We start from the raw sequence: 26,020 nt of genomic DNA on the forward strand, positions 1-26,020 counted from the left end.
TGCGGAATAACCATAGGGAAAGTACTGTATACGAGTAGATCGGGAAAGCGCTTACCATTTCTCCATGCCTTCGATCATAACGGCAACGAAACGGAACCGGGCTCGGTTCCATCAGGAGACGAAAACATGGGCGTGAAAGAACGGCCGACCGCTATGCGCTGCGCCCCGCGCACCCTGAGACCCGCGAACGAATTCGCCAGTACGTAGCGCTGCTCGATCAGCCAGCGGAACATCGCACTGAGCACCGACAGGGTGTAGGCGATCGAATCCGGCGACAGCGCGCCCGTGAACGGACGCCACTCGGGCGAAGGTCGCGGCCGCGCCGGCGCGACCCAGCGGGCACGCGGCGTTGGATGGCGTAGGAAGGCGCGATAGGCGGTCGCATCCTCGCTCGTGAGTGAGGACAACGCCTTGCCGCGCTCGACGATAGCCCAGAGCATCAGGCGTTCGGCTTCCCGGCGATAGGCGCGTCGTGTTTCAGCAGCTTCGTATCGTTCGAGCCACGCGTTGATCGCCTGATAGTCATTATCGGCCTCGAGCGCGCACATTCGCTTCGGCGCGCGGAAAGTGCCGCGCGACCCATCGACTTCATGAGGTACGTGGATGCGTTCCCACGGCACCACGGGTTCTGGCGTCGCCACCGCGACCAGTGCGCGAGCCCGCTCAGTGAGCGCCGGATGAGCGGCAAAGAAGCCTTCGATCCAGCGCGCGCTTCGTTCACCGAGTCCGGGAATCACAAGCCACCACCGCCGGCGACGGGGAATGCGCACGGTCAGATCGGCCAGCGTCCGGATGCCGTGCCGGTGCAGCACTGCGACAACACGAGGCGACAGCCAGGCATCGACTGGATCGCTCACCTGCGGGTGCGGGACCGGCAGCGACGGCAGTGTGTCCAGCGCCTGGATCGCCGCCTTGCGGTGACGGCTCCGTTCGCCGGCCGCACACAGGAACGGCCGGGCCAAATCGGCGCGATGACGGCTGAGGGCGAAATCGGCGATCTGCCGGCGCATCCGGCCGATCACACCGCGCGCCGACTGACCCCCTCCAAGCGCGTGCGGACAATAACGCTCAATCGCCTCACGCGAGCCAACGCCCGCATACCACGCACGCACTGCGGACAGGGACGCGGCTTCGGGAAACGATGGTGGTGACAGATTATTCGGCATCCAAAAATTATAGGCGGTGGGATGACAACGGCGTGCCGCTCAGGTGTGACGCGTTTTGCGAAATGGCAGTTTCATCTAAAAATGTGACCCTATCGATAATATAGGTTAGCGATAGCGATACATCTTGATGCTCGTCGGATTTTCAATCTCGCGCGTGCGTCTTGGGGTGCCCTCAGGACCCGGATTTTTTTCGTACGCCAAACGTCCAGCGCGGATGTCTCAAATGACTCTGAGTGCCCCGAAGGAGACAATCAATTTGACGACGCTCTAAATACCGTTCCAAAATGCGTAGCCGACATTCGCGCTGGAAATTCAACGCCTCGTCATGGACATGGGGTGGAATGATATTGGATGCCGAGTACGTGTACAGCGTCATTGATAGGGTGGACCAACTGTGAAAGCCAGAATTCGACCCACCTCGGTGGAATAGCGTTGATCACCTCATCGGCCGGCATGTTCGCCGGTCAACTAGTTAAATCAAAGCGTATACTTAAACATTATTTCCGGCATGTACTTGTTGTAGGTCCCACCGCCGACGGGATTGTTGTTGTAATGCATGAACTCGAAGCGAGCACCGAGTTGGTACTGCGGCTTGCCGAAGATCTCCCACAGAAGCTCCGCTCGCTCGAATACCTCGGTCCCGTTATGGTTAGAACCATTGATGAGCGACAGAAGGTTGAAGTGGAATTTCTGACCACCTACTTCGATAGGGTTCGAGAGCAGCACCGATCGCCACAGCCACGTATGCTTATCGAAGTTCGTGTTTCGGTAAAGCATACCTGACTCGAACCATGCGAAACCCGGGACCTTGAAATTGAGCGACAAGCCGTAGTTCTGAGACTCGAAATGGTCCGTATCGGGATAGCTTCCCCGCTCCCATCGGGCGATGAGCGATACGTCGGAAATCGGACCGACGGACAAGTCTTTCCCGAGCGTTTTTCCGAAGCTAAGTCGCGGGTTAAACACCAGAAGGTTCTGGAAGTTCGCGTTACTGAACGGAGCGCCAACGTTGTTGCCATGGTAAAGCTCGGCGTCGAAATAGATATCGCCAAACTGATTGCCGCTGAAGTGTTCAAATTGATACGTCTGCAGGTTCCCGTTGCCTGTTCCATAGCCATAGATAGGATCCGGGCTAGAACGATTCGTGTACAGGAAGTTGAAGTTGTTGACGGCGAAATTCTGGGCCATCGCGGACGTACTGAGGAAGCCAACCAGCATCGTGATGAGCACCCTCATCCATGATCCAAAATTCTTGTCCATATCGTCTCCTTAATTTATTAGTATAACTAATGTATTAAACGCGCCGCGCTGTATCACGTCCCACGGTGAGATCTTTGTCTTACCTACATGCGGGATTCCGCCGCTTGATTAGTCAGCTTCTGAGAACCGTGCGCGAGCACGAGCGTGCCTGACGCGCTCGTGCTGCATCGTGCTTCCAGTCTTGATTACAGTTGCTCGAGCTGATGCTGAAGCCCGGACCCGCCCTTACGAAACTCGCCTGCTTGCAGCACCGCGACGATCTTGGCCGGATCTTGCAGAACCTTCAGATCGTCCAGTGGATTTCCGTCGACGAACACGATGTCGGCCACGTATCCGTCGCGGATTTGCCCGATTTCGGAGTGCATCATGACGTCGCTTCCCAGGCGGGTCGCGGCTAGCAAGGCCTCTTTCGGCGTCATGCCGATGTACTTGACGAAATGTTCGAGGTCGCGGGAGTTGGTGCCATGCGGCATCCACGCGAACCCGTAATCGCCTCCCGGCGCGATGCGAATTCCACGCTTGTGCATTTTGGTGAGCGTCTCGGAAGCTATCTCCAGTTCACGTGCATAGCCCATCTTCGTTGCGATCGCTTCGGTGATACCCCACTGCTCCGCGTGGTAAAGCGTACTTACGAGCCAGCCGATCCCCGGGGCGACGATATGCCTGTCCTTGTTCGCTTCCAGCATGTCCAGGGCTTCCTCGTCCGCGAAGCTTGCGTGAAAGACCAGTTCAAAGCCGTGTCGGACACACTGCTTCACTGACTCGCTCGAACGGGCATGGGCTGCTACACGTTTGCCGGCACGTTTCGCTTCGGCGCTCAACATCGCGATTTCTTCTTCCGAGAACGGCGATGCTTCGGCCGGAATGCCGGCGATATACTCGCCGGAAAGGTTGATTTTCAGGTGATCAACGCCGTACTTCACAAACATGCGAGTCGCGCGGCGGACCTCTTCCGGACCGCTGACAACCTCCCCGAAGTTGAGCTCACGATACGGGAGGTGCGGAAGCGTGTTGTCGCCCAAGCCGCCCAACGTCGTGATTTCCTGACTGCCCGCGAGATAACGCGGGCCGGGAAATTCGCCCGCGTTGATAGCGTTGCGCAACACGACGTCGAGGCGCGGCTTGGCCGCCGCGGCTCCGAGCGCCGACGTAAAGCCCATGTCCAGATAGCGCTTTGCGACCCGTACACACCAGAGAATATGCTCCTCCGGCGGCATGAACTGGATAGCCGCAAGCGTCGGCTGGTCGTTCCACGAGAAGTGGGTGTGTGCTTCCGTCATGCCGGGCATGACGAACTTGCCTCGACCATCGACGATCTGCGCGTCTGCGGGGCGCATGACGTCGCCGCCTTTCGACACAGACTTGATTCGATCATTTTCGATGAGGACTTCGCCTTTATAGGGATCTGCTCCGCTCCCGTCGAAAATGTTGACGTTCGTAAATACGATCTTGCTCATGTCTCCTCCAAAGCCTCAGCGAATTACTTGTCGTTGTCGTAGAACGCCTTGAGTTCGGCGATGCACTCGGCGGGCTTCTCGAACGTGGTCCAATGGCCGCAGCCGCGAAGAACCGTCAACGTACTCCCGTCAATTCGCTCGCTCATATTTTTGACCAGCGCGGGCTGACCAACCGCATCTTCGTCCCCCGTCACGAGCAGCGTCGGGACCGAGATTTGATCAATTGCTGCCTCGCTCGCTTCGGACAGGGCCAAGCAACTTTGTGCATACCCCTCCGGGGACTGACGCATGACGCTTTCGCGAACAAGCGCGACCGTCACCGGCCGCACGGACTTGGTCTCGACGCTGGTAGCGCCTTTGACGATCGCATCCGCGATCTCTTGGAGGCCGGCAATGCCTCGATCGCGGCACAGCGCTGCGCGCGCCCGTATCGCGGGCCGGCCTTGGTCTGGTGGCGCCAGCAACGGCCCAAAGAGCGCGAGGCTGCGGACGAGATGAGGATGTTGGACTGCGAGATGCTGAGCCACGATGGTACCCATCGAGTGTGCAACGATGTGGGCCTGCTCGATACCGAGTTCGCTCAGCACATCGGCCACCCGGGACACGTACAGTTCGATGGACAACGGCTCGTTGGCTAGCGCTGAACGCGCGCTACCGGGCAAGTCGAGTCGGACGACACGCATGCCCCCAAAGGCTTCCAGAACCGGGGTCCAGTTGTTCGAGGAGCCACCGAGTCCGTGGATGCACACGACGGGCTGACCTTCCCCGGTTATCTCGACGGCAATATCTCTGATGAGGGTCGTCGTCATTCGCCCACCTCATTCTCGAGTACACCGACGTTCTGGATCTCGATTCGGATCACATCACCCTTCTGCAGGAATTTGGGTGGATTGAAGCCGATACCGACGCCGGCCGGGGTACCGGTCGCAATCACATCACCCGGCTGAAGTTCGATGCCGGCCGACAGGGTTTCGATCAGCGTCGGGATATCAAAGATCAGCTTGGACGTGTTGGAGTTCTGACGCAATTCGCCGTTCACCCAACACTTGATGTCGATGTTCTGGCCGTTGACTTCGTCCGACGTGATCACGAACGGCCCCATCGGACAGAAGCCGTCGAGCGACTTTCCGAGGAACCACTGGCGGTGAAGCTTCTGAAGATCCCGAGCGGTGAAGTCGTTGATCACGGTGTAGCCGAAGACGTAATTCATTGCGTCCGCCTTCTTGATACCCCGGCCGCCCTTGCCGATCACGACACCCAGCTCGGCCTCGTAGTCGAGCTGAGCGGTCACGCCGACATGTCGTGGGATCTTTGCCGACGGCCCGATCACCGTCGACGCCGGCTTGGTGAAAATGACCGGCGCCTCCGGCGCGTGCTCGCCGTTCTTTGCGCTGCTGTCGAATCCCGAGTTCTGGAACTCGGCCGCATGCTCGTGATAGTTCTTGCCGACACAGAAGATGTTGCGACGCGGCTGATCGATCGGGGCCAAGATGGTGGCCTCCGCGAGCGACAAACCGTTCCCCGTTGGCTTCAGATGCGGTTTGACTTCTTCAAATTGTTGGACCAATTGGACCATATCGCCGTCAAATTGGGGGACCAACGATTGGACCGGCCAGAATCGAGAATGAACGATATCCACAATCGAAATTGTCTTCTTTCCCGCCACATTAAGGTTAGCCAGCTTCATGAGATCACTCCTGTTCGCGAGTCCAATTGGTTGAAAGTGCTCACACTGTAGAACCAAAGTGGACCGAACGCAAGTACGGGTAAACCAAAATCCTGTCCAATTGGTACTACATGAGCTAGAATGGCAACCACGAAATCCCGGAGGAAGGTAATGAGCGAGGTAGAAGCAACCAGCTCTGTACGAGCAGCGGGTGCAAGGGCATTAGCTGCTTACCTGGTCGAGGAGATTGCGACCGGTCGTATGGGCGATGGCATGAAATTGCCCGCAGAGCGGCACCTCAGTGAGCAATTCGGCGCCTCCCGCGGTGCAGTGAGGCGCGTCCTTCAAGATCTAAAGGATCGCGGGCTGATCACTCAGTCCGTGGGTAGCGGAACCTACGTCAAGGCAGGAGCCGCCCTTGCACTTCCAAAATCGGTCCGGACGCAAGCGCAAGCTGATGAACAAGGCGTCTCGGTGCATCAAACCAGCCCAGCTGAACTCATGGAGGCTCGTCTGCTTATCGAGCCCTTGATGCCGAAATTGATCGCGCGGAATGCCACCAGCGCAGACTTTGCGAAGATGGCGGAGTGCATTGAGCGCTCGGAGGCGGCGGAAACGGTCGAAGAGTTCGAACACTGGGACGGCGAACTGCACCGTGCGTTCAGTATTGCGACGCACAACTCATTCTTCATGCAGATTCTTGAGCTGATGAATCGTGTCCGCGAGCAAGGCGAATGGGGGCGGCTCAAGCGCCTCTCGTTGACACCAGGTCGTCGCGAAGAGTATCAGGCTCAGCATCGCGCGATTGTTGAGGCGTTACGAGACCGTGACGCAGAGGCGGCTGCCAAGGTTCTGACAGAACACCTGGGGCAGATCCAGCACAATCTATTTGGCTCATGAAATTGAGCCACATTAATTTCGCTGTCCGGCGGCCGGAGCATTCAGCCCGGACATTTGTTCGCACCTGCCATCGCCGATCGGTAGCTTTGCCACGCGAATAGAAATGATGCCGCACGGTGCTGCCGGATGATGGCGTCCTATGCGCGCTGGCGCAGAAGCCACGAAGTCGGCACTTCGACATAGGTCCGAGCGGCCGCTCGGTATTGGGGCTTGGACATCCGGAATTTTGCCGAACGCTCCTTGGACTGACTGCTTCGTGGCCGATTCTGTTGAAAAACTCGCTTCTCGCCGTGATGGGACCGCTTAGCTAAAAATCGACCGTTCAGATCGACCTATACGCCACTCATGAGCATCGGTTACGGGTAAGAGGACCCCTGAAAACCAGGCGGAGCCCGCGATAGAAGAGTTTTTCAACAGTATCGGCCGGCAAGCGACATCGCTTGGCGTGCGAAAAATCCGAATCTTGAGCACACCCCGTACGGGCGGGGGCGCATTAACCGGCTCGTGGACTATCTGCTGGATCTTCAACGCCCCGGTCCACCGCTCGATCCGACCATCGACTTTTTTTATTTAGATCAGCTGCTTAGATCGAGATGTGGCGGATTTTTTACGAATCCCGGCCAGACCTCAACTTGCGCCGAGCGCGATGGATGCTTCTTGCAGCGCTTCAGCGGAAGCGGTCCATGGGCTGTGGACCGTTTCGGCGGGGAGTGCAGATAGTTCGGGCACCCACCGCCGCGTGTATTCGCCTCTCGGGTCGAACTTTTTCCCCTGCAAAACAGGATTGAAGATTCGAAAATACGGGGCTGCGTCGGCGCCGCTTCCTGACACCCATTGCCACCCGGCGGGATTGCTTGCCTCGTCCGCATCAACCAGCGTATCCCAGAACCATGCTTCGCCCTCGCGCCAGTCGATCAGCAAGTGCTTGGTGAGAAATGACGCTGTCACCATGCGCACGCGGTTGTGCATCCAGCCCGTGTACCAAAGCTCGCGCATGCCGGCGTCGACCAGCGGGTATCCTGTTTTCCCCCTTTGCCACGCGCGAAGCGCCTTGGCATCGGTGCGCCACGGCATGGCGTCAAACTGACGCCGAAAATTGAACTGATGAAGGGGTTTGCAGTGATAGAGCAGGTAATACGAGAATTCTCTCCATCCGAGTTCACTGAAGAACTTGCTCAACGACTCATTTTTGGCATCGTCAATGCGAACGACTCGCCTGCTTCGCAGGGTGTCTACCGCTGATAACGTTGCGTACCACACCTGCCGGGCCGAGATATTTCCAAAGCGAAGATAGGGAGAAAGCCGGCTCGTCGCTCGAGCGGCCGGAAAATCTCGAGCGCCGGCATAATCGGAAAACGAGTTTTCAATGAAGGCCTCGAGTTGATGCCCGGCCGCTTCCTCGCCGCATCGCCAGGTCGCACGCAGACCCTCCGCCCAGTCTGGCGTCGAGGGCTGCAGTGCAAGTTCAGGAAGCGTACGGACGTGTGCGCTGATGTTCTTGGAGACGGGAAAGAACGTGATCCGAGCGGGCGCCGACAGTGGGCACGGCGGAAAAAAATTATCGCGGCGAGCGGCTCTCCAGTACGCGCTGAATACCTGGAACGGCAAGCCTTCGCGCGTGGCCACTGTCCAGGGTTCGCGCAAAAGATGGCCATTGAATGTCGACACGTCGATTCCGCGCCCGATCAGGTCTTTCTTGATCGATGCATCCATTTCCGTTTGCGCTTTCGAGTAGCGGCGATTCCAGAAAACCATTGCCGCCTGGGTCTCGACGGCGAGGCTCCTGATGGCTTCATGTTCGTTACCGCGAAGCACGAGCAGCGAGCCGCCGAGAGCGGAAAGCGAGTCGTCGAGTTTTTTCAATGACTCGTGCAGCCACCACTTTTGCGCGCCCCCCATGGCGCGCCCGAGCTTCGGGGCAGGGTCGTAGACGTAGACGCAAACAACAGGATGGCCGGTACTGACCGCATGAGAGAGTGCGGGATTGTCGCTGAGTCGTTGGTCATCCCGAAACCATACGATAACGGGGCGGGATTCATGCGGCAATTCGGAGCGTGTCATGTGTGGTGCCTGAGAAGGTATGTTGGCAATTTGAACGGGATCGGAGATAAAGCCGGCTTGCGTCGCTTCCGGCTCTATCCGGCGCGGGCGTCATTCATGTCGCCTGCGCCGATTGGCGGAGGAGAAGGGCGCGTTACGCCATCCCAATGGCTTGCAATCGCAAGCGCGGCCGGCAAGATGAACGCCCAGCCGGTTGCGAGAACGACGAGCGCTGCAGCCGGATCTTTGAAATGAACGGCCCCCAGCGCCGCACCTGCGTGAAAGGACGCGGGGCCGGCGAACGCGCCGACGAGCGCCGAGACGAGCGGTCGCGCCCGAAGCCAGAGCAGCAAGGTGTTGAGTTGAATTGCGAACAGCGCCCACAGCCCCGCGAGCCAGTACGGCGCTGTACCTTTGAGAAAAACGCCGTTCGGGTACACGAGCAGGCCGGAATGTGCAACGGCGCTGTCCCACAACCATCCGGACACCGTGACCGTGATGACGATCCGCGCCTCGGATGCGGGCCGACGCGCGAAGAGAAGATGGCCGGTTGTCGCGATCAGCGCATAGGTGACGCCCCACGCCGCGTGATGCGATGCGGCAGTCATCACGCATACCAGCCATCCTGTCTGGGTCGTCGCGAGATAGATGCACACGCGAGCGGCGCCGGACTTTTTCGTGCTCGACGTCAGTTGATTCGGCGCGCTTCTCATGATCGTTCGCGGCGGATCGGTAACGGCATGCTCGCCGTGCCGCCATGTCGACGTTGCATCTCCGGGAAAGTGGCAGGTAGAACGTTCATGGCAGACGGCTCTCACTATCGTCGACGAGCGGATTCACCACCGGACGATTGCTTGGCAGCGAGCGACCGTCGGCATTCCGCGTTGATTCACTTATCCACTCCACATACGACTCTCCGCTGCGGACGGATGCACTTGCGCAGGGAAGATCTGGATGCCGTCAAGGGGCGCGGCTGCCCTGCGATGCATGCATCCGCTTGCGCGCAATCGCCGTAAACCACAAACCAGGCGGCGGATGCGGCCGGAATCGTCAGGAATGGGGATATCCATGAACATGAAAGCCGGACTCGTCGTCCTGTCGGTGCTGCTCGCGGCCGGTCTCCTCTCCGCGTGCAGCCCGGTGCGGCTCCTGAATGCGCTGACGCCGAGCTACACGTTCAGTCTTTTCGCAGGTATCCCGTACGGATCCGGCGAACGCCAGGTGCTTGACGTCTACTTGCCCACGCGCGTCTTGCATCACTGGCCGGCCGATGCGAGGGCGGGCGCCCCTGTGGTCGTGTTCCTTTACGGCGGAAGCTGGCAGTCCGGCGAGCGCAAGGACTATCTGTTCGTGGGCGAGGCGCTCGCGTCGAGGGGCTTTGTTGCCGTCTTGCCCGACTACAGGACGTATCCGGCGACCACCTTTCCCGGTTTCGTCGACGATGCGGCGCAGGCGGTCGCGTGGGCACGCGAGCACGCGGTTGCGTTCGGCGGCGATCCACATCGCCTGTTTCTGATGGGGCACTCTGCCGGCGCACAGATTGCCGCGTTGCTTGCGACCGACGGCCGCTATCTGGCGGCACAGGAGATGCGCAAGAGCGATATCGCCGGCGTGATCGGCCTGGCCGGGGCTTACGATTTCCTGCCGCTGCGTGACGCGACGCTTGAAAGGATCTTCCCGGAGGAAGCGCGCGCCGGGAGCCAGCCCATTCGATTCATCCAGGGTACGGAGCCGCCGATGTGGCTGGCCGTCGCGGAAAACGACACGGTGGTCGAGCCCGGCAACACGACCCGCTTCGCGCGCGCGCTGCAAGACAAGGGCGGTACCGTCGTGGTCATGCGTTACAGGAACGTGAGCCATGCATCGATCGTCGGTGTGCTGGGCGCGCCGTTGCGAGGCTTGGCGCCAGTGCTCGACGATCTCTCCGCGTTCGTGGATCGCGTCGCGAATGCGTCGAATGCCGGCGCCACGAGCAGGCAGCCAACATCGCCTGCCGCCGTGGCTCGTTCTTCCGTTGCGCCTCGGTGATCGAGGCAAGCCCCGCAATGCGCGCGAAACAGCATCGCCACCTGCCGTCGTGGGCAGGTCGGAGCAGCCGGCGGCGCGTGCCGCGCTACAGCGCCTTCAGTTCCGGCGTCGTCCCGCCCAATCCCTCTTCGCGAAGAATGACGGCAAGCGCTGTCTCGAGCAATTCGGCTGCCCGGTTCGCTGCGTCTCCAAGGTGGCGGTGCAGCAGCGCATCGGCCGGCGATCGAGACACGCATTCGTCGCTGTATCGCTCGAACGCACTGAGCTGCATGATCAATTCGGAGAGATGACGCGGACACTCGCATTTGACGGTGGTGGACAGGCCGCTGAGCGACGCGAGCGTCGCCTCGTCGAAGCGTCGCCGCGTGCGCAGCCAGAGCCCGCGATCCGCGTCATTCGATTGGCGCGACTTGACGACGGCTTGCGCCAGTTTCGAAATGATCGATATCGGGTTGGTCTGGCCTTCCGTCGACCGGAACAGCTCGAACCCCGACAGGCGCGCCAGCTCGACCGCCTCTGCCGTGCCGAACCCGTATACGACGGCCACGGCGTGCGCGTTGAGCTGTTGCGCCACGGCAGCGAGCTGCGAAACGACATCCTCATGGAGCGACGTGGTCGTCGCGATGAGGGCATCGACTGACGTACCCGCATGCGCGCTCGTGTCGTCGAGCGAGTCGATTCGCGCGGCGATCCGGATTCCCATTCGCTCTATCGCGGATTCCGGAATCGAAAGCGCGCCGACGACCGCGAGGCTCACACTTGCCTCGTGAAACACCGGGTCACGCGTATTCGTCAACGACAACGCCTCGAGTTCCTCGCGGCTCAGGCTGGCGATCGAGCCGATCGCGTGGCCCTGATTGACGAGCGTTTTCAGCAATCGAATTCGCTGGACGTCGTCGTCCGAGTACAGTCGTTGTCCGGACGGCGTTTTGGGCGGCGCAACCACGCCATAGCGCCTTTCCCAGATTCTCAGCGTGGCTGCCGGCATGCGCGCCAGGCGCGCGGCCTCGCCGCTGCGATAGCGATGGGGCGTATCGCGATCCTTGCGAGGGGGCATCGTTGCTCTCCTGAAGTTGACGTACTGTTGTCTCAGGATTGTACGCAGTTTGCGTGAAATACGAAGCAGGAAAGTGATTCAATATACGTATTTTCGTCCGAAAAGGTGGTTCGCGAAGCGCGAGCCGGCTAAAATGCTTGGAAGCGGTACCGCTCCGTGTTGCGAGGTCGGTCAGGACGCGCGCGGTGCCGCGCGTACGGAGGGGCAAGGTGTTTCGTTCGACGCGCGGGTGTCTCGACAACCCAGGCGGCGATCATCAATCGCGAAGCGTCCCATGAAGACTTTAAGGCTTGTCCTCGGCGATCAGCTGGACCCGAATCATCATTGGTTTTCCGATGTCCGGGCCGAAACGATCTACGTGCTGATGGAAGTTCGGCAGGAAACCGACTACACGCTCCATCACGCTCAGAAGCTGATTGCGATCTTTGCGGCGATGCGCCGCTTCGCGAGGCTGTTGCGCGATGCGGGCCATCGCGTGCACTACATCGAGATCGACGACCCGCTCAATCGTCAGGCCATTCCCGCCAACCTGGACAGTGTCGCCGAGCTTCACGGCGCGGCGTGCATCGAGTATCTGCTGCCGGACGAATGGCGGGTCGACCAGCAGCTGAGCGCCTATGCGGCAGCGGCGAGCGTGCCGGTTCGCGCGGTCGATACCGGTCATTTCCATACGACGCGCGACGAGGTCGCGCAAGTGCTCGGAGCGGGCCGATCATGGATCATGGATCGCTTCTACCGGAGCATGCGCGTGCGGCATCGCGTCTTGCTCGACGGGGAAGGGCGGCCTGCAGGCGGGCAGTGGAACTACGATGCCGAGAACCGCCAGGCGTGGTCCGGCTCGCCCGCGGAACCGGCCGACTGGCGTCCGCATCACGATCATCGTGCGCTGTGGCAACAGATCGTTGCGGCGGGCGTGCGCAGCTTCGGGGAGCCGTCGGCCGGCGACTTCCGCTGGCCCGTCGATCGCGCCGAAGCGCTCGCCTGCCTCGACGCCTTCATCCGGGATGCGCTACCGTTTTTCGGGCAGTTCCAGGACGCGATGCACGGGAGCGCGCGGCGCCTGTTCCACTCGATGCTGTCGTTCGCGCTCAATGTGAAAATGTTGAATCCGCGCGAAGTCGTCGCGCGGGCCGAGCATGCGTATCGCAGCGGCGCGGCGCCGCTTGCCGCCGTCGAAGGGTTCATCCGGCAGATACTGGGCTGGCGCGAGTTCGTGCGCGGCGTGTACTGGGCACGCATGCCGGGCTATGAAAACAGCAACGCGTTCGGTCATCGCCGCCCGTTGCCGCATTGGTTCTGGGATGGCCGCACGCGCATGGCCTGCATGTCGCACGCGCTGCGGCAGTCGCTCGAAGACGCGCATGCGCACCACATCCTGCGGCTGATGGTGATCGGCAACTTTGCGCTGCTGGCCGGGCTGGATCCGCACGAGGTGCATGAGTGGTACCTCGGTGTCTATATCGATGCGTTCGAATGGGTCGAGATGCCGAACACGCTCGGGATGAGTCAATACGCCGACGGCGGGGCAATGGCGACCAAACCCTACGTTTCCAGCGCCGCGTACATCCACCGGATGAGCAATTACTGCAAGGGCTGCGCGTACGACCGCAATGCGCGAACCGGCGCGCGCGCATGCCCGTTCAACGCGCTGTACTGGGACTTTTTCGACCGGCACCGCGGCGCGCTGCAGCACAACAACCGGCTCGGGATGGTCTATCGGCAGCTCGCGCGCTTTGATGACGCGGCGCTCGAAGCGATTCGCATGCAGGCGGACAGCGTGGTGCGGAATCTCGAATCGCTGTAGGCCGTTCCGTCATCGGCCGCCGCCGTTCAGTGCGTGATCAGGGCGTCGGCCACCGCGCCGCCGAGGCCGGTGCCGCTGAGCCACGCGCCTTCGATCTTGCCGCCGCCCAGCCAGTCGCCGCACAGTCCGATGCGCGGGCCAGCCCGCCACGCAAAGCGGCCGGGAGTCGCGACAGACGACGGCGCCGGCTCGGCATAGCGCCAGCGATGGGCGGTTGCCGTGTCGGCGGTGGCGCCCACGATGTCCCGAAAGGCGTCCAGCAGCGTGCGCGTTATCTGCTCGGGCGGCGCCTCCAGATGAGCCTGGCTCCAGTCGGGTGTCGCGTGCAGCACCCACGTGCTCGCGCCGGTGCGCCCGGGCTTGGACGTGTCATGGGCGATCCAGCCAAGCGGACCGGAATTGACGAATGCGGCGTCGAATCCCGGGTTCGGCAAATGGCCGCACTGCGCCATCACGGCCCAGGCCGGGCGCATCTCGGTACGCTGGGCAATCACCGCGAGACCCGGTTCGGCGCGCTGCAGGAGCGGGACGGCCTGCGGCGCCGGAACCGCGACGATGACGACGTCGTGACGCGCGTCCAGCGCACGATGCTCGGACGAGATCAGTCGCCAGCCATGTTCGTCTCGCATCAACCCCGTGATCGTCGTCTGGGGCACCGTTTCGATTCCGGCCGACAGATGGCGCGCCGGCGCAGTCATGCCCGGCACGCCGACAAATCGCTGAGCTGGCGCGAGCAGTGCCCGCGGCCCGAGTGAGCCGATCGATGCGACGCGCGCGGCCCACGGGGCGGCAGCGCCGCTGGCGACCCATCGCGATATTTCGGCGACGAATGCCGGATGTTGCGCGGTGAAATACTGCGCGCCGTGATCGGCCTGCCAGCCGTCCGCGCGGCGCGTGCTCATGCGCCCGCCCACGCCACGGCTTTTCTCGTACACCGTCACTCGGTGGCCCGCATCGGTGAGGACGCGCGCGCAGGCCAGTCCGGCGATTCCCGCGCCGACGATCGCGATGTTGGCGGGCGAATCGGAAAATGAAGTCATCTGATTCGTCTAAAAAAATGCAGAATATTGCGCAAATTCTTAGCGCTCATATTGAATTCTATGTCGCGCTCGGGCATATGAAGTCGATATTTGTGAAATGTGACACGTAGATTTTGACTCGTTAAGTCATCATGAGTCGTTATATCGCTTCATCCCGCCGGGAATCGGCATAGAATAGAAACTGTGAACAAACGGCATGTCGCGGCCCGGCTGCGCATCGTGCGGCGGTCGTCGAGCGCCGCGCGCGCAGGAGCCGGAGTCCCCGCGCGGGAAGGGTGCTTGCAACAGGAGTCGTCATGGCTTTTGTCTGGATTTGCGGGGCAACGGGAGCCGTCGGCAGCGCACTTGCGCGCCGGCTGGACGCCAAGGGCGTTTCAATGGTGCTCACAGCCCGACACGCTGATAGTCTCGGCGCCCTTGCCGACACGATGTCGCGCGAGCGTGTGGTCGTTGCGCCCGCCGACGCGACTGATGCGGCGGCGCTCGATCGGGCGCTCGAGGCAGGCGTCGAGCGATTCGGTGTGCCGGACGGGCTTGCGCATTGCGTCGGCTCGATCGTCGTCAAGCCGATGCATTCGACTTCGGATTCCGAACTGCATGACGCGTTTGCGGCGAATTACTTTTCGGCATGGAACGCATTGCGCGCGTTCGTCCGCATGTTGCTCGCCGCTCAGGCCGGGGGCAGTGCGGTGCTGTTCGGCAGTGTCGCGTCGAGAACCGGGTTCCCGAACCATGAAGCCATCGCCAGCGCGAAAGCCGCGGTTGGCGCGCTCGCGCAGGTGGCGGCCGCCACCTACGCGGCGCGCGGGATTCGCGTCAACTGCATTCATCCCGGCCTGATCGTCTCGGCGATGTCCGCGCGTCTGACGAGTGCGCCGCAGGTCGCGAAGCGCCTCGCGGACGCCAATCCGCTCGGACGACTCGGCGTCGGCGACGATCCCGCCGCGCTTGCGGCGTTCCTGTTGAGCGCCGATGCGTCATGGGTGACCGGCCAGCAGTTCGGCGTCGATGGCGGCCAGGGTGCGCTGATCGTCTCGCCGAGGTCGTGATCATGCGTGCGGCGCTGCATCGCTACCGCGTTCCCGCAGCGTTGGCGCTGGCCGGCCTGGCGCCGTTCGTCGCGCTGTCGTGGCTGAGTGTCCACGCGTCGGCTGCCAATGACGATTACGTGCACGCGCTGCTGAACTACGCCGCGTGTATCGCGTCGTTCGTCGGGGCCGTGCATTGGGGTGTCGCGCTGCGCGCATCCGAGTCGCCGCCCCGCCAGCGCATTCTTTACGGATGGAGCGTGATCCCCGCATTGATGGCGTGGGCCGTGCTCATGATGCCGGGCATCGGCGCGCGGCTCACGGCAATGGCGATCGTGCTTGTCGCCTGCGCGGCCGTCGACGGCGTGCTGTGGAGAAAGGATTTCGTTCCGGCCTGGTATTTCGCGTTGCGGTGCCTGTTGACGAGTGTGGCAAGTCTCTCGCTGCTGGCCGCCGCGCCTTCGATGAACGGTTGATCCGAATCCCTCCGTGGCGACGTCCTGAACAGCTCGCCGACCCGAGTGCCGGAGCATCGAATTCGGGGGGGCATCACGATGAAATATCGCAGGCCCGCGGCGACGATGCTGTCGCCTCTCCATCGAGTCAGCGGCGCGCTGCCGCCGCCGCTGCAAATGCCGATTCAACGGCGCGCGGTTCGACTCGCGCAGCGCGATCGAACCGCGAGGTGATTCGCGCGCTCATTGCTCGAGATACACCTTGAGTCGCATCAGGCTGCGGCGAATCCAGCTCTTCATCGTGCCGAGCGGCACCTGCATGCGTTCGGCCAGCTCCGCGTACGACGCGCCGCCATGAAACGCTTCCCGCAGCACATAGGCCTGCCGTTCGCCCAGATGCGCGAGCCCGCGCTCCAGACGCAGGCGCTCCTGGCTCGCCTGCGCGCCGAGATCGGGCGTCGGGTTCTCGTCGGGGATCGACAGCGCCAGTTCGTCGTCGAGCGGAACCTCGCGGTGCTGCCTGATCCGGTCGATGGTCCGATTGCGTGCGAGCGTCATCAGCCATGTCATCGCCGTGCCGCGTCCGGCGTCGAATGAATCGGCGCGACGCCACGCCGTCGTGAACACGTCCTGAAGCAGGTCTTCCGCTTCGTGGCGGTCGCGGATCATCCGGACGATCACGCCGTACAGCCGCGCCGCCGTCGATCGATACAGCTGCGCGAACGCGTGCTCGTCGCCGGCGGCGACGCGAGACAGCAATTGGTCGAGTTCCGCATGCGCGTCGGGTGCTTCGTCGGGCTGAACGACCGCATCGGCGGTGAATTCCGTTCTGCCGCCCGGGCGCGACCTCCCGCGGGACGCGTCCCGGCGTTGCTGCCTGCCTGAATGCGGCTTCGTCGATCGACCCTTGCCGGACGACGGGCGGAGCGAATCTTGCGAGCAGTTCATCGGGAACTCCGTATGGCTTTGCGCTTCGCGCTGTTGCGCGCCCGAGGTGACGAGCGGGCGCGGCTCATGGCCGGGCACGGTGCCATCGCATTCGTCGCGAATGCCTGTCGCGCGCATTACGCATTCTTTCCGGACAACAAGGCGAGAAACTCTCGGCGAAGCGATGCGTCCGCGAGAAATTTCCCGCGCATCACGCTGTTGGTCATTTTTGCCTGGTCGTCCTTGGTGCCGCGCCAATGCATGCAGAAGTGCTCGGCCTCGAGTACGACGGCAAGCCCGTCGGGCGAGATGCGCGATTCGAGGAGATCGGCGATCTGCTTGACCGCTTCTTCCTGGATCTGCGGGCGCGTCATGACCCAGTTCACGAGCCTTCCGTACTTCGACAGGCCGATCAGATTCGACGCGGCGCTCGGCAGCACGCCGATCCAGATGCGACCCATGATCGGGCAGAGATGATGCGAGCAGGCGCTGCGCACGCGCAGCGGCCCGACGATCAGCAACTCGTCCAGCCGCTCGACGTTCGGGAATTCGGTGACGGACGGCGCCGCGTCGTAGCGGCCCGCGAACACTTCGCGGATGAACATCTTCGCGACGCGCCGCGAGGTCTCCCGGGTGTTGTGGTCGTTGTCGACATCGATCACGAGCGAGCGCAGCACCGCTTCCATTCCCTGCGCAACTTCGTTCTGCAACGCATCGAGTTCGCCGTCGCGCAGGTGCGCGGCGATGTTGTCGTTCGCATGGAAGCGCGCGCCCGCGTTCTCCAGCCGACGACGGATGATGTGCGACAGAGGAATGCCCTCGTCGATCGCAGTCAAGGTGTGTTCGGGAGCGTCGATCAGATTGCCCATGTCGGTTCGTTTCTCGAGGTTAGGGGGTCATGCGATGGATCGCGACAGAGGCGATGATTTGCCTGTGTTTCTTGGATAAAAACCGGGCGAACGCCGCCGCTATTTCGACGACGCGCCGACCGGGCGGCGCTCACCTGGCGTGCGCGGGCGTGCATGGCGGCCCGGCAGCGTGACCGGAGATCCGGTCCTGACCGCGCACGACGGACCCATTGGCGTTGCCGGGGCCCAGCCGCCGACGTCCCGGCGGAACCGCAACATCGGGTCGTTCGCAGTCGGCTTCGCCGCGAGCATGACGGCGGCGGACTGTTGCAACCTGGCCAGGACGAACGCGTGGTCGACGCGGCCGCCGACCGAGTGAAACAGGTGGAACCCTGCAAGGCGGATCAACGCGAGCGCCTGCACGCTGCCGTACTCATAGATGACCGCGGCCGCGCGGACACGGCGCGCCTGTGCCAGCGACACGAATTGAATCGCCAGATTCATCTGCAACGACGAGACCTCGGCGATCAGGGCGTCGACAGCCGGGCCCGGCTGCCGTAGCGCCCGCGGCACCGACTCGACGCGCTCGCTGACGTGCAGGCCGGCCTGCTCGATCGTTTCGTCGGATGCAGTCAGGACGCCCGTGACGAGTAGCGTGGGACACACGCGAGCCGCGACGGTGTGCGATCGCCGTTCGGGCAGTGCGCCCTGCAGGCCGGCGCTTGCACACCGGTCGGTCACCAGCGGCGAGCGGCGCCGGCAGCGTTGGCCGCGCTGCTGCGCGGCGACCCGCAAGCGCGATTCAATCGGCCGGTCGAGCGCCGCACCGACGTGGTGTAACGGGTTGCGTGCCGGGGCGACGGACACGCGCGCCATCCATGAAGCCGGACACGCCGGAAACCGGCGCGGCTTGATGTCGTGATTGCGTGTTGGCACGGGGCCTCCCTCGGTCGATTCATGCGTCACAGCTGGATTGTATGCAAATTTTCCGGAAAGTGAAGCGGAAAAGTGATTCACGCAACAATTTGCCCCGGATTATTTTGAGTCACTTGAGGCGTCGGTGCTGTAAGGTTGCGTTGCGAGCACGGGAGTCCTCATTTGTGCAAGGGAATTTCGTGTTGGTGTGGCGTATGAAACGACTTCCGGGGTCAATGGGGTGGTGGTTAATTTGCGCCGCGACGGGCCAGAAAGTACGCCGGAAGGTGCGCGATTTCGATGTGTGCATCGACCGTGTCGCACATTTGCGTGTCGATACGGCGAGATCCGGTCCGCGGCCGTTCCCGCAAAGCGTCGTGCAGTTGAAACGGGGCGGAGTGAGCCGCTTATAGGGAACCAGACGGCCACGGGGAAGGGGGAGGACTGCCCTGACGAGCGCGCCTGTGCGCGCACCGGCGCCGATCGATCCGGATTGCCCAAAACAGGCGCGAGCATTCCATCTCGGATCGAAGCGCCAACCGGGCCCGCGCGCTGCTCGCGACCGGCTCGTCAACGCGAAGTCACCAACGTGCAGCGTTTGGCTTCATGCGGGAACGCGGCCGCCGATTTCGACGGCAACGCTCCGAGCAATATCGGACTTCGTCCCAGGCGGCTTTCCATTTCTTTCTCCAGCTGAAAGGCAAGCCGCAGGTCTCGCATGTCTTCTCAGGCAAGTGCATCTTGTTGACCATGGCGAATCACGCGTCGAGAAGGATCCTGGCGAACTGTCCGGTCGAGCGGCGCTGCCGGCGTCGATACACCGGACCATCGCCGCTCACCGTCGAATCAGCGTGCATCGTCGCCCAGCAACTGACGGCGCAACGACTTTGCCCGCGTGCGCGGGTCGAGCCAGATCGAGAAGAATGCGCGCGCGAACGCCGGGTCGGTCACGTCGGCCGTGAGGCGGCCGTTGGTGTAGAAGCGTGCGCCGCGCTCGGGCACATACACACCGCACAGCACGTCGCCGCGCGATACGTCGGTGAACGCCCGTTCGATATCGCGGCGCCATGCTTCGAGCGTCGCCGCCGGCAACGGTGCGGGTGCGAGTCGCTCGATCTCGTCCATGCCCGTCGAGACTAGCCGCTCGCCTTTCACGTCGTGACGGTAGGCCAGCGACAACGCAAACGGCGTGTCGAACGCGCCCGGCGGCCGCGGCGCCCACAGCTGGGCGTCGTACAGACAGATGCCCAGGATGCAGAACCGGCCGGATCCGATCAGTCGCGCCGACGCGATGTCGTCGACGCAGCTCGCGCCGGCGAACAAGGGTGCAGCCAGCGCCGCGGCCGCGACTGCGGCGAGCATCGCAAGCCTGCGCCGCATGTCAGCCGCCCGACGACACGATGAAATGCATCACGTCGGTCCGCCGCTCGACAAATCCCGCTTCGCAATAGGCGAGATAGAGGCGCCAGGTGCGAATGAACGTCTCGTCGAACCGTTGCGCACGCACCGAGTCGATGCGCGCCTCGAAGGCGGCCCGCCAGGTGCGCAGCGTGCGCGCGTAGTCGTCGCCGAACGCCAGCACCGGTTCGGCGGCCAGGCCGGCCCGCCGCGCGGCATCGACGAAACGCTCCGGGCTCGGCAGCATCCCGCCGGGAAAGATGAACTCGCGAATGAAGTCGCTTGACGTGCGGTACGCGTCGAATAGCGACTCGATGATCGTGATCGATTGAATCAGCGCGCGAGCACCGGGCTTCAGGCGCTGCCTGAGCGTGTCGAAGTACACCGGCCAGAATGTTTCGCCCACGGCCTCGAACATCTCGATCGACACGATCGCGTCGTATTGGCCGTCGACGTCCCGATAGTCGCGCAATTCGAGCGTGACGCGATCGGACAGCCCGTCGCGCGCCATGCGCTCGCGGGCCAGCGCGTATTGCGCCTGCGAGACGGTGACGCCATGCACGCGGATGCCTTGCCGCGCGGCATGCGCGGCGAACCCGCCCCAGCCGCAGCCGATCTCGAGCACGTGCATGCCGGCGCGCAGGCCGAGCGAATCGACGATGCGCTGATACTTCGCCGTTTGCGCGTCGGCGAGCGAACGCTGCGCGTCGCCGTCGAAGCATGCGCTCGAATACGTCCACGTGTCGTCGAGCCACAATCCGTAAAAGTCGTTGCCGAGATCATAGTGCGCGTGGATGTTGCGGCGGCTGCCGGCCCGCGTATTCATCCTCAGCCGGTGACGCAGCGCGTACCAGAGGCGTGCCAGGCGGCCGCCGGTCACCGTCTTCGCGATCACCGGCTGGTTGCGGATCGCGAGGCGCAGCAGCGCGACGAGTTCGGGCGTCTCGATCCAGCCGGCGCGATACGCTTCCGCGAATCCGATGTCGCCCGCGCGCAGGATCGCACGGCACGCCCGCCAGTCGCGGACCTGCAGCGTCGCGGCCGGCTGGCGGTGCGGATCGCCGAACACATGCTGCGCGCCTTCGGGCGTCACGAGCGTCAGGTGACCGTCGTTGATTTGCCGGAGCAGCGCGATGAACAACCGGGCCGAGAGCGGCATCGCCGGTTGCGAGGCGGAAGACAGCAGGCGCAGCAAGGTCATGGGCGAGCCTCGTGATCGGACATCGCCGAGCGGCCGTGTGGCGACGCGCCCGGCGAACGGGACAATGGCGAATCGGCAGCGGCGGAACGGCCGGGGGGCGTCTTGCCGTGGAACGGCACGCGCGCGAGCCACAGCCGCAGCGCTTGCCAATGAATGCGAATGACGACGTTGATCGCGTTCAGCGGCTGCCGGGCCAGCGCGCGCCATGCGCGTGCCGCCGTCAGCGGCGCGGACCGCATGCCGATTGCCGTGCGCAGCAGCAGACCGTCGTCGTCGCGATAGTCGATCGCCACGCTCAGATGGTCGCCGCACTGACGCACGCGAAACGCGTAATCGCCGACGATGTCGCAAAACGGCGAGACATGAAACGTCTTGCGGCAGACGAGCACGGTGTCGGCGTCGATCGGTGCGTGACGCATCGCACTCAGCAGGTAGCCGTGGTGCGCACCGAACGTGTTGCGCACATCGGCGTACAGCGCGCGCAGCCGGCCCGCGCGGTCGTAGCAGTACCAGAAGCTCACCGGATTGAATGCGTAGCCGAAGATGCGCGGGATCGTCTGCAGCCAGATCGGGCCGTCGGCGGGAATGCCGGCGCGCGCGAGGACATCGCGCATCCACGGGCCGAGCGCGCGGCCGTCGCGCGGGCCGTAGTCGCGGGAAGCGAGCGCAAGCGGGGCCCGGCGATCGATGCCGAACCAGCCGACGTCGATCTCGTCCAGCCGCTCGACGTCGCAGCAGACCTGGAATATCGGGTACGCGAACGCATGGCGCACCGGCCGCAGCCGTTCATGCATCACGGTGCCGACGAGCAGCCGGGCGGCCATGCCGTCGCGGGCAAAGGGCGCGTTCATGGGCGAGCCCAGGACGGCGCGATGCCGAAGCTGCGGGCGACGCGCAACGCCGATTTCAGTCCATCCTCATGGAACCCGTAGCCCGTCCACGCTCCCGCGAACCACGTATTGCGCCGCCCTTGCAGCATCGGCAGGCGATGCTGCGCATCCACGGCCGCGAGATCGAGCAGCGGGTGTTCGTAATCGTAGCGGCCGAGCTGGGTGTCGGGCGCGGGCTCGTCGACCGGATTCAACGTGACGACGACCGGCGAGCGGAACGGCAACGGCTGCAACTGGTTGAGCAGGTAGCTCACGCACACCGGCGATTCGCCGCCCGTGCGCCTCGGCCGGCCGCCCAGGTAGTTCCATGCCGACCACACGCGCCGTCGGCGCGGCAGCAACGCGGTATCGGTATGAAGCACCGCGACGTTGTGCTGGTAACGCACGGCGCCGAGCACGTCGCGCTCGGCCTTGCTCGCATCCGCGAGCAGCCGCAGGCTGGTCGGCGCATGGCACGCGAGCACGATCGCGTCGAAACGCTCGTGACCGGCCGTATCGGTCGCCACCGTCACGCCCGCGTCGTCGCGCCGTATCGCGCGGACCGGCGTATTCACGCGCACGTCGTCGAGCGTCGCGGCGATGCGCTCGACGTACTGCCGCGCGCCGCCCGCGACGGTGCGCCAGGTCGGCCGGTTGTTGACCTGCAACAACGCGTGATTCAGGCAGAAGCGCAGGAACGTCGCCGCCGGAAACCGCAGGATGTCGTTGGCCGCGCTCGACCAGATGGCGGCCGCCATCGGCAGCAGGTAGTGATGCTGGAACGATGCGCCGTAACCGCCGGCCGTGAGCAGTTCCCCGACCGAAAGACGCTGCCGGCTCGCCGATTCGAGGTGATCTTGCGCGGACGCGTTGAAGCGCAGGATGTCGCGCAACATGCCGAGAAAGGTCGGCGAGAACAGGTTGCGGCGTTGTGCGAACACCGTGTTCAGGTTGCTGCCGGCCCATTCGAGCCGGCCACCGTCGACCGAAACCGAAAACGACATGTCGGTCGAATGGGCGGCCACGCCCAGTTCGTCGAACAGCGCGATCAGGTTCGGATAGGTCCGGTCGTTGAACACGAGGAATCCCGTGTCGACGGGGTGGCGTGCGCCGTCGAGGTCGACGTCGACCGTGTGCGTGTGACCGCCGAGATAGTCGGCGGCCTCGAACAGCGTCACACGGTGACGGCGGGCCAGCAAGTACGCGCTGGCCAGGCCCGCGATGCCGGCGCCGACGACGGCAATCCGCCGGCCGGGCAGCGACATTGTAAGTTCCGGGTGCATCGCGAATGGTCTCCGTCAGTCACAAGTGCAGGTTCGGGAATCACATGTGCTCATATACGTCGCACCGCACGCGGCGGATGCAGGCGCGGTTGTCATTCGCGATCGCCGGGCGACGCGAAGCCCGGCTTGCCGATCTGGTCGGGTGTTTGCGGCACCCGCCTGAAGCGCGACGTGTCGTAACCCATCGCATCGAGCCGGGCGAGCAGCGAGCGATAGGTGGCCTCGTCCATCGTCGGCTCGCGCGAGAAGATCCAGCCGAGCGTCTTGCCCGGGTAGCCGAGGATCGTGTACCGGTAGTCGGGGTCGACGTAGAGCGTCAGTTGCGTGACATACACCGGCCAGAACAGCCGCACGCGCCATTCGCCGCCGCCGCTGCCGGGCTTGACGGCGTCGACGAACCGGTAGTGCTTCTCGGGCTGGTCGAAGCCGCCTTTGCGGCCGACGAATGCGTCGTCGATCCGGCCGTCGTCGCGCAGGCGCCACTCGGCCCGGCTGCCGACGAAGCGGCGTTCCGCGAAATACGGGATGTTCGCGATCACGTACCAGCGGCCCATGTAGCGCGGCAGGTCGACGGGTACGGTCGACAGCGGGACGGCGGCGCGCGGATTCGGGTTCGGCGGGCTGCCCGAGCACCCGGCGGCCCCGATCGCGAGCGCCGTCACGACCGTGACGGCGATGCGGCGGACGACCCGGTATGAGATTTCGGCCCTCATGCGAGAACCCGGCGCTTGTCGAACAGATAGTGGGCGACGCCCCATTCCTGCCCGTCGGCATAGCCGAACAGCTCGGCGACCGCCATGTAGAACATCCGCCAGCGCTGGAACCAGATGCGGGCGTCGGCGCCGTAGACCGTCTCGAAAATCGGCATGATCCGGGGGCGCGCCGCATCGAGCGACGCGAGCCACTGATTGGCCGTGCGGGCGTAGTGAGTCCCGTCGAGCCACCATTGGCGGGCGATGCGCACGTCGTCCTGGAACCGCAGCAGCAGGTCGGCCGACGGCATCGTCCCGCCCGTGAAGAAATGGCGCGACATCCAGTCGGTGTCGTCGTGCACCGCGAAGTGATAGGCGAGCAGCTTGTGCGCGAAGATGTGCACGAAGAGCTTGCCGTCGTCGTGCATCCAGCGCGCGATTTTGGCGAGCAGTTGCCCGTAGTTCTTCATGTGCTCGAACATCTCGATCGAGAGCACGCGGTCGAAACCGGCATCCTCGGGATCGAAGTCGAACTCCACCACGTTGCCGGTCACGATGCGCAGATTCGTCAGCCCGCGCTGCGCCGCGCACCGCTCGATGAAGTGGCGTTGACCGTGCGAATTCGACAGGCCGACGATCTGCGCGGCCGGGTAGCGCTCGGCGAGCCAGAGCGACAGCGAACCCCAGCCGCATCCGAGGTCGAGAATGCGATGGCCGTCCTCCAGCCTGGCGCGCTGCGCGTACAACGCCAGCATGGCTTCTTCTGCTTGCGACAGCGTTTCGTCGCCGCACGGGTAATAGCCGCACGAATATTTGAGCCGCGGGCCGAGATGGGCCTCGAAGAAGCTGCCGGGCACTTCGTAATGCTGCGTGTTCGCCGCGAGCGTTTCGATTGCGATCGGACTCGCGCCCAGTTCACGCACCAGCGTGTCGTAGGCCGCCGCGCGCCGTTCGCCGTCATACGCGTGTTCGTCGCGCAGGCGTTGCCGCATGAGCGAGCGCATGCCGGCCCGGATCAGCCGGTCCGGCAGCCAGCCGCGCTCGCAGCAGCGGATCAGCCAGGCGTCGTTGGGTGCCGCCGCCGAGGCCGGCGACGGTTGCGAGGTGGTAGCGGTCATGATCGCGTGCTCCGGTCTTCAGGGTGATCGGATCGAGTGGGGGAAGGGCCGGGCGCCGGCCTCGGAGGCCACGGAACGATGGCGCTGGTCGTGCGCATGTACTCGCGGTAGCCCGGCCGGCTTTGCACCAGACGCGCTTCGAGCAGCGGCAAGCCGGATACCTTGAGCAGCAGCCATGCCATCAGGAGTGGCGGGAACAGCGTCAGCCAGCCCCACGGCATGCCGATCGCCAGCGCCGTGTAGGCGAGCCAGTGCACGCACTCGAAAAAATAGTTGGGGTGCCGCGAATAGCGCCACCAGCCGGCGCGACAGACCTGGCCGCCGTGGTCGGGATCCGCGAGAAACCGCTTGAGTTGCCGGTCGGAGGCCGTCTCTCCGGCGACGGCGGCGATCCAGATCGCCACTGCCGCGGCAATCGCGAACCGGGACGGGGTTGCCGCGCTGTATGCGGGGATAAAGAACGCGATGGACAGCAGCATCGAGATCAGCGCCTGCAACTGGAACAGCCAGAACATGTTGCGCGGCGCGGCGTCGCCCCACTGCAGGCGGAACTGTCGATAGCGCGGGTCTTCCGGCTGCCCGCGGTTGCGCCGCCACAGGTGCCGCGCGAGTCGCAGCCCCCAGATGCCGCCGCCCGCGGCGACGAGCGCACGATTCAATTCCGGGCCGGTCGCCAGCGCGGCGACGAACACGGCGACGCCGCCGAGCGTCGCGGCCCAGACCGGATCGATCATCCCGGCGTTCCGGGAATGCAATTGGGTAATCCACACCGTCGTGAAGGACAGGATCAGTCCGACGAAGGCGAGGAGGGCAACGACGACGGCGGGCATACGGGCTCCGAGGGCGCGATACCCTTTATACGGAGCCG

24 protein-coding genes and 1 pseudogene are annotated in these 26,020 nt (G+C 63.7%); 5 read left to right on the plus strand and 20 right to left on the minus strand.

The features are described 5' to 3' along the window. Positions 1 to 164: 164 nt before the first annotated feature. The 5 genes and pseudogenes from ABY44_RS28770 to ABY44_RS28790 all read right to left on the minus strand — a co-directional run. Positions 165 to 1,166 (minus strand): annotated as a pseudogene (locus ABY44_RS28770) (phage integrase family protein); the annotation flags it as partial. A 477-nt stretch (positions 1,167 to 1,643) separates the two neighbouring features. Beyond that, positions 1,644 to 2,426: a hypothetical protein gene (locus tag ABY44_RS28775; protein WP_011545438.1), complete on the minus strand. Its 783-nt coding sequence runs from the start codon at positions 2,424 to 2,426 to the stop codon at positions 1,644 to 1,646. Between the two features lie 185 nt (positions 2,427 to 2,611). Then, positions 2,612 to 3,883, minus strand: a complete 1,272-nt coding sequence (locus ABY44_RS28780; protein WP_011695028.1) for a metal-dependent hydrolase family protein — start codon at positions 3,881 to 3,883, stop codon at positions 2,612 to 2,614. Between the two features lie 23 nt (positions 3,884 to 3,906). Further along, positions 3,907 to 4,692, minus strand: a complete 786-nt coding sequence (locus ABY44_RS28785) for an alpha/beta fold hydrolase (protein ID WP_011545440.1) — start codon at positions 4,690 to 4,692, stop codon at positions 3,907 to 3,909. After that, complete coding sequence (locus ABY44_RS28790; RefSeq protein WP_011545441.1) at positions 4,689 to 5,570, minus strand: fumarylacetoacetate hydrolase family protein; 882 nt, start codon at positions 5,568 to 5,570, stop codon at positions 4,689 to 4,691. The genes ABY44_RS28785 and ABY44_RS28790 overlap by 4 nt, the downstream gene beginning before the upstream one ends. A gap of 120 nt (positions 5,571 to 5,690) precedes the next feature. Here ABY44_RS28790 and ABY44_RS28795 point away from each other — a divergent pair, with 120 nt between their 5' ends. Next, positions 5,691 to 6,449 carry a FadR/GntR family transcriptional regulator gene (locus ABY44_RS28795; RefSeq protein ID WP_011545442.1) on the plus strand — a complete coding sequence of 253 codons (759 nt, stop codon included), beginning with the start codon at positions 5,691 to 5,693 and terminating at the stop codon, positions 6,447 to 6,449. Between the two features lie 627 nt (positions 6,450 to 7,076). On the opposite strand, the gene ABY44_RS28800 is transcribed toward ABY44_RS28795, so the two are convergent. Beyond that, the gene (locus ABY44_RS28800) at positions 7,077 to 8,510 is read right to left on the minus strand and encodes a cryptochrome/photolyase family protein (RefSeq protein ID WP_212103863.1); all 1,434 of its coding nucleotides are present in this window, start codon (positions 8,508 to 8,510) and stop codon (positions 7,077 to 7,079) included. Positions 8,511 to 8,584: 74 nt separating this feature from the next. After that, positions 8,585 to 9,202, minus strand: a complete 618-nt coding sequence (locus ABY44_RS28805) for a DUF2878 domain-containing protein (protein WP_060279533.1) — start codon at positions 9,200 to 9,202, stop codon at positions 8,585 to 8,587. A 355-nt stretch (positions 9,203 to 9,557) separates the two neighbouring features. Between ABY44_RS28805 and ABY44_RS28810 the strand changes: the two genes are divergently transcribed. Further along, the gene (locus ABY44_RS28810) at positions 9,558 to 10,517 is read left to right on the plus strand and encodes an alpha/beta hydrolase (RefSeq protein ID WP_212103865.1); all 960 of its coding nucleotides are present in this window, start codon (positions 9,558 to 9,560) and stop codon (positions 10,515 to 10,517) included. Positions 10,518 to 10,602: 85 nt separating this feature from the next. On the opposite strand, the gene ABY44_RS28815 is transcribed toward ABY44_RS28810, so the two are convergent. Beyond that, the gene (locus tag ABY44_RS28815; protein ID WP_009687760.1) at positions 10,603 to 11,574 is read right to left on the minus strand and encodes a MerR family transcriptional regulator; all 972 of its coding nucleotides are present in this window, start codon (positions 11,572 to 11,574) and stop codon (positions 10,603 to 10,605) included. A gap of 274 nt (positions 11,575 to 11,848) precedes the next feature. On the opposite strand from ABY44_RS28815, the gene ABY44_RS28820 reads away from it, so the two are divergent. Beyond that, positions 11,849 to 13,378 carry a cryptochrome/photolyase family protein gene (locus tag ABY44_RS28820; protein WP_059676258.1) on the plus strand — a complete coding sequence of 510 codons (1,530 nt, stop codon included), beginning with the start codon at positions 11,849 to 11,851 and terminating at the stop codon, positions 13,376 to 13,378. A 26-nt stretch (positions 13,379 to 13,404) separates the two neighbouring features. Here the strand turns inward: ABY44_RS28820 and ABY44_RS28825 are convergent, their stop codons facing one another. Continuing rightward, a complete protein-coding gene (locus ABY44_RS28825; protein WP_212103867.1) occupies positions 13,405 to 14,418 on the minus strand; it encodes an NAD(P)/FAD-dependent oxidoreductase in 1,014 nt (337 codons plus the stop codon). A 296-nt stretch (positions 14,419 to 14,714) separates the two neighbouring features. Between ABY44_RS28825 and ABY44_RS28830 the strand changes: the two genes are divergently transcribed. Both ABY44_RS28830 and ABY44_RS28835 read left to right on the plus strand, forming a co-directional pair. Next, complete coding sequence (locus tag ABY44_RS28830; RefSeq protein WP_039369986.1) at positions 14,715 to 15,467, plus strand: SDR family NAD(P)-dependent oxidoreductase; 753 nt, start codon at positions 14,715 to 14,717, stop codon at positions 15,465 to 15,467. A 2-nt stretch (positions 15,468 to 15,469) separates the two neighbouring features. After that, entirely contained in the window at positions 15,470 to 15,922 is a 453-nt protein-coding gene (locus tag ABY44_RS28835; RefSeq protein ID WP_059517766.1) for a DUF3429 domain-containing protein, read from the plus strand. 222 nt (positions 15,923 to 16,144) lie between these two features. Here ABY44_RS28835 and ABY44_RS28840 read toward each other — a convergent pair whose 3' ends face one another. The 11 genes from ABY44_RS28840 to ABY44_RS28890 form a co-directional block, all read right to left on the minus strand. Further along, positions 16,145 to 16,849: a sigma-70 family RNA polymerase sigma factor gene (locus ABY44_RS28840; RefSeq protein ID WP_060279567.1), complete on the minus strand. Its 705-nt coding sequence runs from the start codon at positions 16,847 to 16,849 to the stop codon at positions 16,145 to 16,147. 116 nt (positions 16,850 to 16,965) lie between these two features. Then, positions 16,966 to 17,697 carry a GTP cyclohydrolase I gene (gene folE, locus ABY44_RS28845; protein ID WP_009687754.1) on the minus strand — a complete coding sequence of 244 codons (732 nt, stop codon included), beginning with the start codon at positions 17,695 to 17,697 and terminating at the stop codon, positions 16,966 to 16,968. Positions 17,698 to 17,796: 99 nt separating this feature from the next. Continuing rightward, complete coding sequence (locus ABY44_RS28850) at positions 17,797 to 18,552, minus strand: hypothetical protein (protein WP_234743362.1); 756 nt, start codon at positions 18,550 to 18,552, stop codon at positions 17,797 to 17,799. A gap of 620 nt (positions 18,553 to 19,172) precedes the next feature. Continuing rightward, complete coding sequence (locus ABY44_RS28855) at positions 19,173 to 19,343, minus strand: DUF2256 domain-containing protein (protein WP_009687752.1); 171 nt, start codon at positions 19,341 to 19,343, stop codon at positions 19,173 to 19,175. 94 nt (positions 19,344 to 19,437) lie between these two features. Then, positions 19,438 to 19,971, minus strand: a complete 534-nt coding sequence (locus ABY44_RS28860) for a chalcone isomerase family protein (RefSeq protein ID WP_059517762.1) — start codon at positions 19,969 to 19,971, stop codon at positions 19,438 to 19,440. A gap of 1 nt (position 19,972) precedes the next feature. Next, complete coding sequence (locus ABY44_RS28865) at positions 19,973 to 21,190, minus strand: SAM-dependent methyltransferase (protein ID WP_060279538.1); 1,218 nt, start codon at positions 21,188 to 21,190, stop codon at positions 19,973 to 19,975. Continuing rightward, on the minus strand, positions 21,187 to 22,041 hold the full coding sequence (locus tag ABY44_RS28870; RefSeq protein WP_059698579.1) for a DUF1365 domain-containing protein: 855 nt from the start codon (positions 22,039 to 22,041) through the stop codon (positions 21,187 to 21,189). Before ABY44_RS28870 ends, ABY44_RS28865 begins: the two co-directional genes overlap by 4 nt. After that, positions 22,038 to 23,342 carry an NAD(P)/FAD-dependent oxidoreductase gene (locus ABY44_RS28875; protein WP_059698581.1) on the minus strand — a complete coding sequence of 435 codons (1,305 nt, stop codon included), beginning with the start codon at positions 23,340 to 23,342 and terminating at the stop codon, positions 22,038 to 22,040. The genes ABY44_RS28870 and ABY44_RS28875 overlap by 4 nt, the downstream gene beginning before the upstream one ends. Positions 23,343 to 23,434: 92 nt before the next feature. Then, the gene (locus ABY44_RS28880) at positions 23,435 to 24,055 is read right to left on the minus strand and encodes a lipocalin family protein (RefSeq protein WP_009687747.1); all 621 of its coding nucleotides are present in this window, start codon (positions 24,053 to 24,055) and stop codon (positions 23,435 to 23,437) included. Further along, positions 24,052 to 25,152 (minus strand): SAM-dependent methyltransferase, encoded by a 1,101-nt coding sequence (locus ABY44_RS28885; RefSeq protein ID WP_212103871.1) that lies wholly within the window; start codon positions 25,150 to 25,152, stop codon positions 24,052 to 24,054. The genes ABY44_RS28880 and ABY44_RS28885 overlap by 4 nt, the downstream gene beginning before the upstream one ends. Continuing rightward, positions 25,149 to 25,982 (minus strand): DUF1295 domain-containing protein, encoded by an 834-nt coding sequence (locus ABY44_RS28890; RefSeq protein ID WP_212103873.1) that lies wholly within the window; start codon positions 25,980 to 25,982, stop codon positions 25,149 to 25,151. The genes ABY44_RS28885 and ABY44_RS28890 overlap by 4 nt, the downstream gene beginning before the upstream one ends. Positions 25,983 to 26,020 lie beyond the last annotated feature (38 nt).

The organism is Burkholderia sp. ZZQ-2 (genome assembly GCF_050768715.1).
Classification (GTDB): Bacteria; Pseudomonadota; Gammaproteobacteria; order Burkholderiales; family Burkholderiaceae; genus Burkholderia; species Burkholderia cepacia.

Coding starts and splice junctions, on each gene's coding strand:
- ABY44_RS28775 (WP_011545438.1), bottom strand. CDS start 2,426: ATGGACAAGAATTTTGGATCATGGATGAGGGTGCTCATCACGATGCTG.
- ABY44_RS28780 (WP_011695028.1), bottom strand. CDS start 3,883: ATGAGCAAGATCGTATTTACGAACGTCAACATTTTCGACGGGAGCGGA.
- ABY44_RS28785 (WP_011545440.1), bottom strand. CDS start 4,692: ATGACGACGACCCTCATCAGAGATATTGCCGTCGAGATAACCGGGGAA.
- ABY44_RS28790 (WP_011545441.1), bottom strand. CDS start 5,570: ATGAAGCTGGCTAACCTTAATGTGGCGGGAAAGAAGACAATTTCGATT.
- ABY44_RS28795 (WP_011545442.1), top strand. CDS start 5,691: ATGGCAACCACGAAATCCCGGAGGAAGGTAATGAGCGAGGTAGAAGCA.
- ABY44_RS28800 (WP_212103863.1), bottom strand. CDS start 8,510: ATGACACGCTCCGAATTGCCGCATGAATCCCGCCCCGTTATCGTATGG.
- ABY44_RS28805 (WP_060279533.1), bottom strand. CDS start 9,202: ATGAGAAGCGCGCCGAATCAACTGACGTCGAGCACGAAAAAGTCCGGC.
- ABY44_RS28810 (WP_212103865.1), top strand. CDS start 9,558: ATGAACATGAAAGCCGGACTCGTCGTCCTGTCGGTGCTGCTCGCGGCC.
- ABY44_RS28815 (WP_009687760.1), bottom strand. CDS start 11,574: ATGCCCCCTCGCAAGGATCGCGATACGCCCCATCGCTATCGCAGCGGC.
- ABY44_RS28820 (WP_059676258.1), top strand. CDS start 11,849: ATGAAGACTTTAAGGCTTGTCCTCGGCGATCAGCTGGACCCGAATCAT.
- ABY44_RS28825 (WP_212103867.1), bottom strand. CDS start 14,418: ATGACTTCATTTTCCGATTCGCCCGCCAACATCGCGATCGTCGGCGCG.
- ABY44_RS28830 (WP_039369986.1), top strand. CDS start 14,715: ATGGCTTTTGTCTGGATTTGCGGGGCAACGGGAGCCGTCGGCAGCGCA.
- ABY44_RS28835 (WP_059517766.1), top strand. CDS start 15,470: ATGCGTGCGGCGCTGCATCGCTACCGCGTTCCCGCAGCGTTGGCGCTG.
- ABY44_RS28840 (WP_060279567.1), bottom strand. CDS start 16,849: ATGAACTGCTCGCAAGATTCGCTCCGCCCGTCGTCCGGCAAGGGTCGA.
- folE (WP_009687754.1), bottom strand. CDS start 17,697: ATGGGCAATCTGATCGACGCTCCCGAACACACCTTGACTGCGATCGAC.
- ABY44_RS28850 (WP_234743362.1), bottom strand. CDS start 18,552: ATGGCGCGCGTGTCCGTCGCCCCGGCACGCAACCCGTTACACCACGTC.
- ABY44_RS28855 (WP_009687752.1), bottom strand. CDS start 19,343: ATGGTCAACAAGATGCACTTGCCTGAGAAGACATGCGAGACCTGCGGC.
- ABY44_RS28860 (WP_059517762.1), bottom strand. CDS start 19,971: ATGCGGCGCAGGCTTGCGATGCTCGCCGCAGTCGCGGCCGCGGCGCTG.
- ABY44_RS28865 (WP_060279538.1), bottom strand. CDS start 21,190: ATGACCTTGCTGCGCCTGCTGTCTTCCGCCTCGCAACCGGCGATGCCG.
- ABY44_RS28870 (WP_059698579.1), bottom strand. CDS start 22,041: ATGAACGCGCCCTTTGCCCGCGACGGCATGGCCGCCCGGCTGCTCGTC.
- ABY44_RS28875 (WP_059698581.1), bottom strand. CDS start 23,342: ATGCACCCGGAACTTACAATGTCGCTGCCCGGCCGGCGGATTGCCGTC.
- ABY44_RS28880 (WP_009687747.1), bottom strand. CDS start 24,055: ATGAGGGCCGAAATCTCATACCGGGTCGTCCGCCGCATCGCCGTCACG.
- ABY44_RS28885 (WP_212103871.1), bottom strand. CDS start 25,152: ATGACCGCTACCACCTCGCAACCGTCGCCGGCCTCGGCGGCGGCACCC.
- ABY44_RS28890 (WP_212103873.1), bottom strand. CDS start 25,982: ATGCCCGCCGTCGTCGTTGCCCTCCTCGCCTTCGTCGGACTGATCCTG.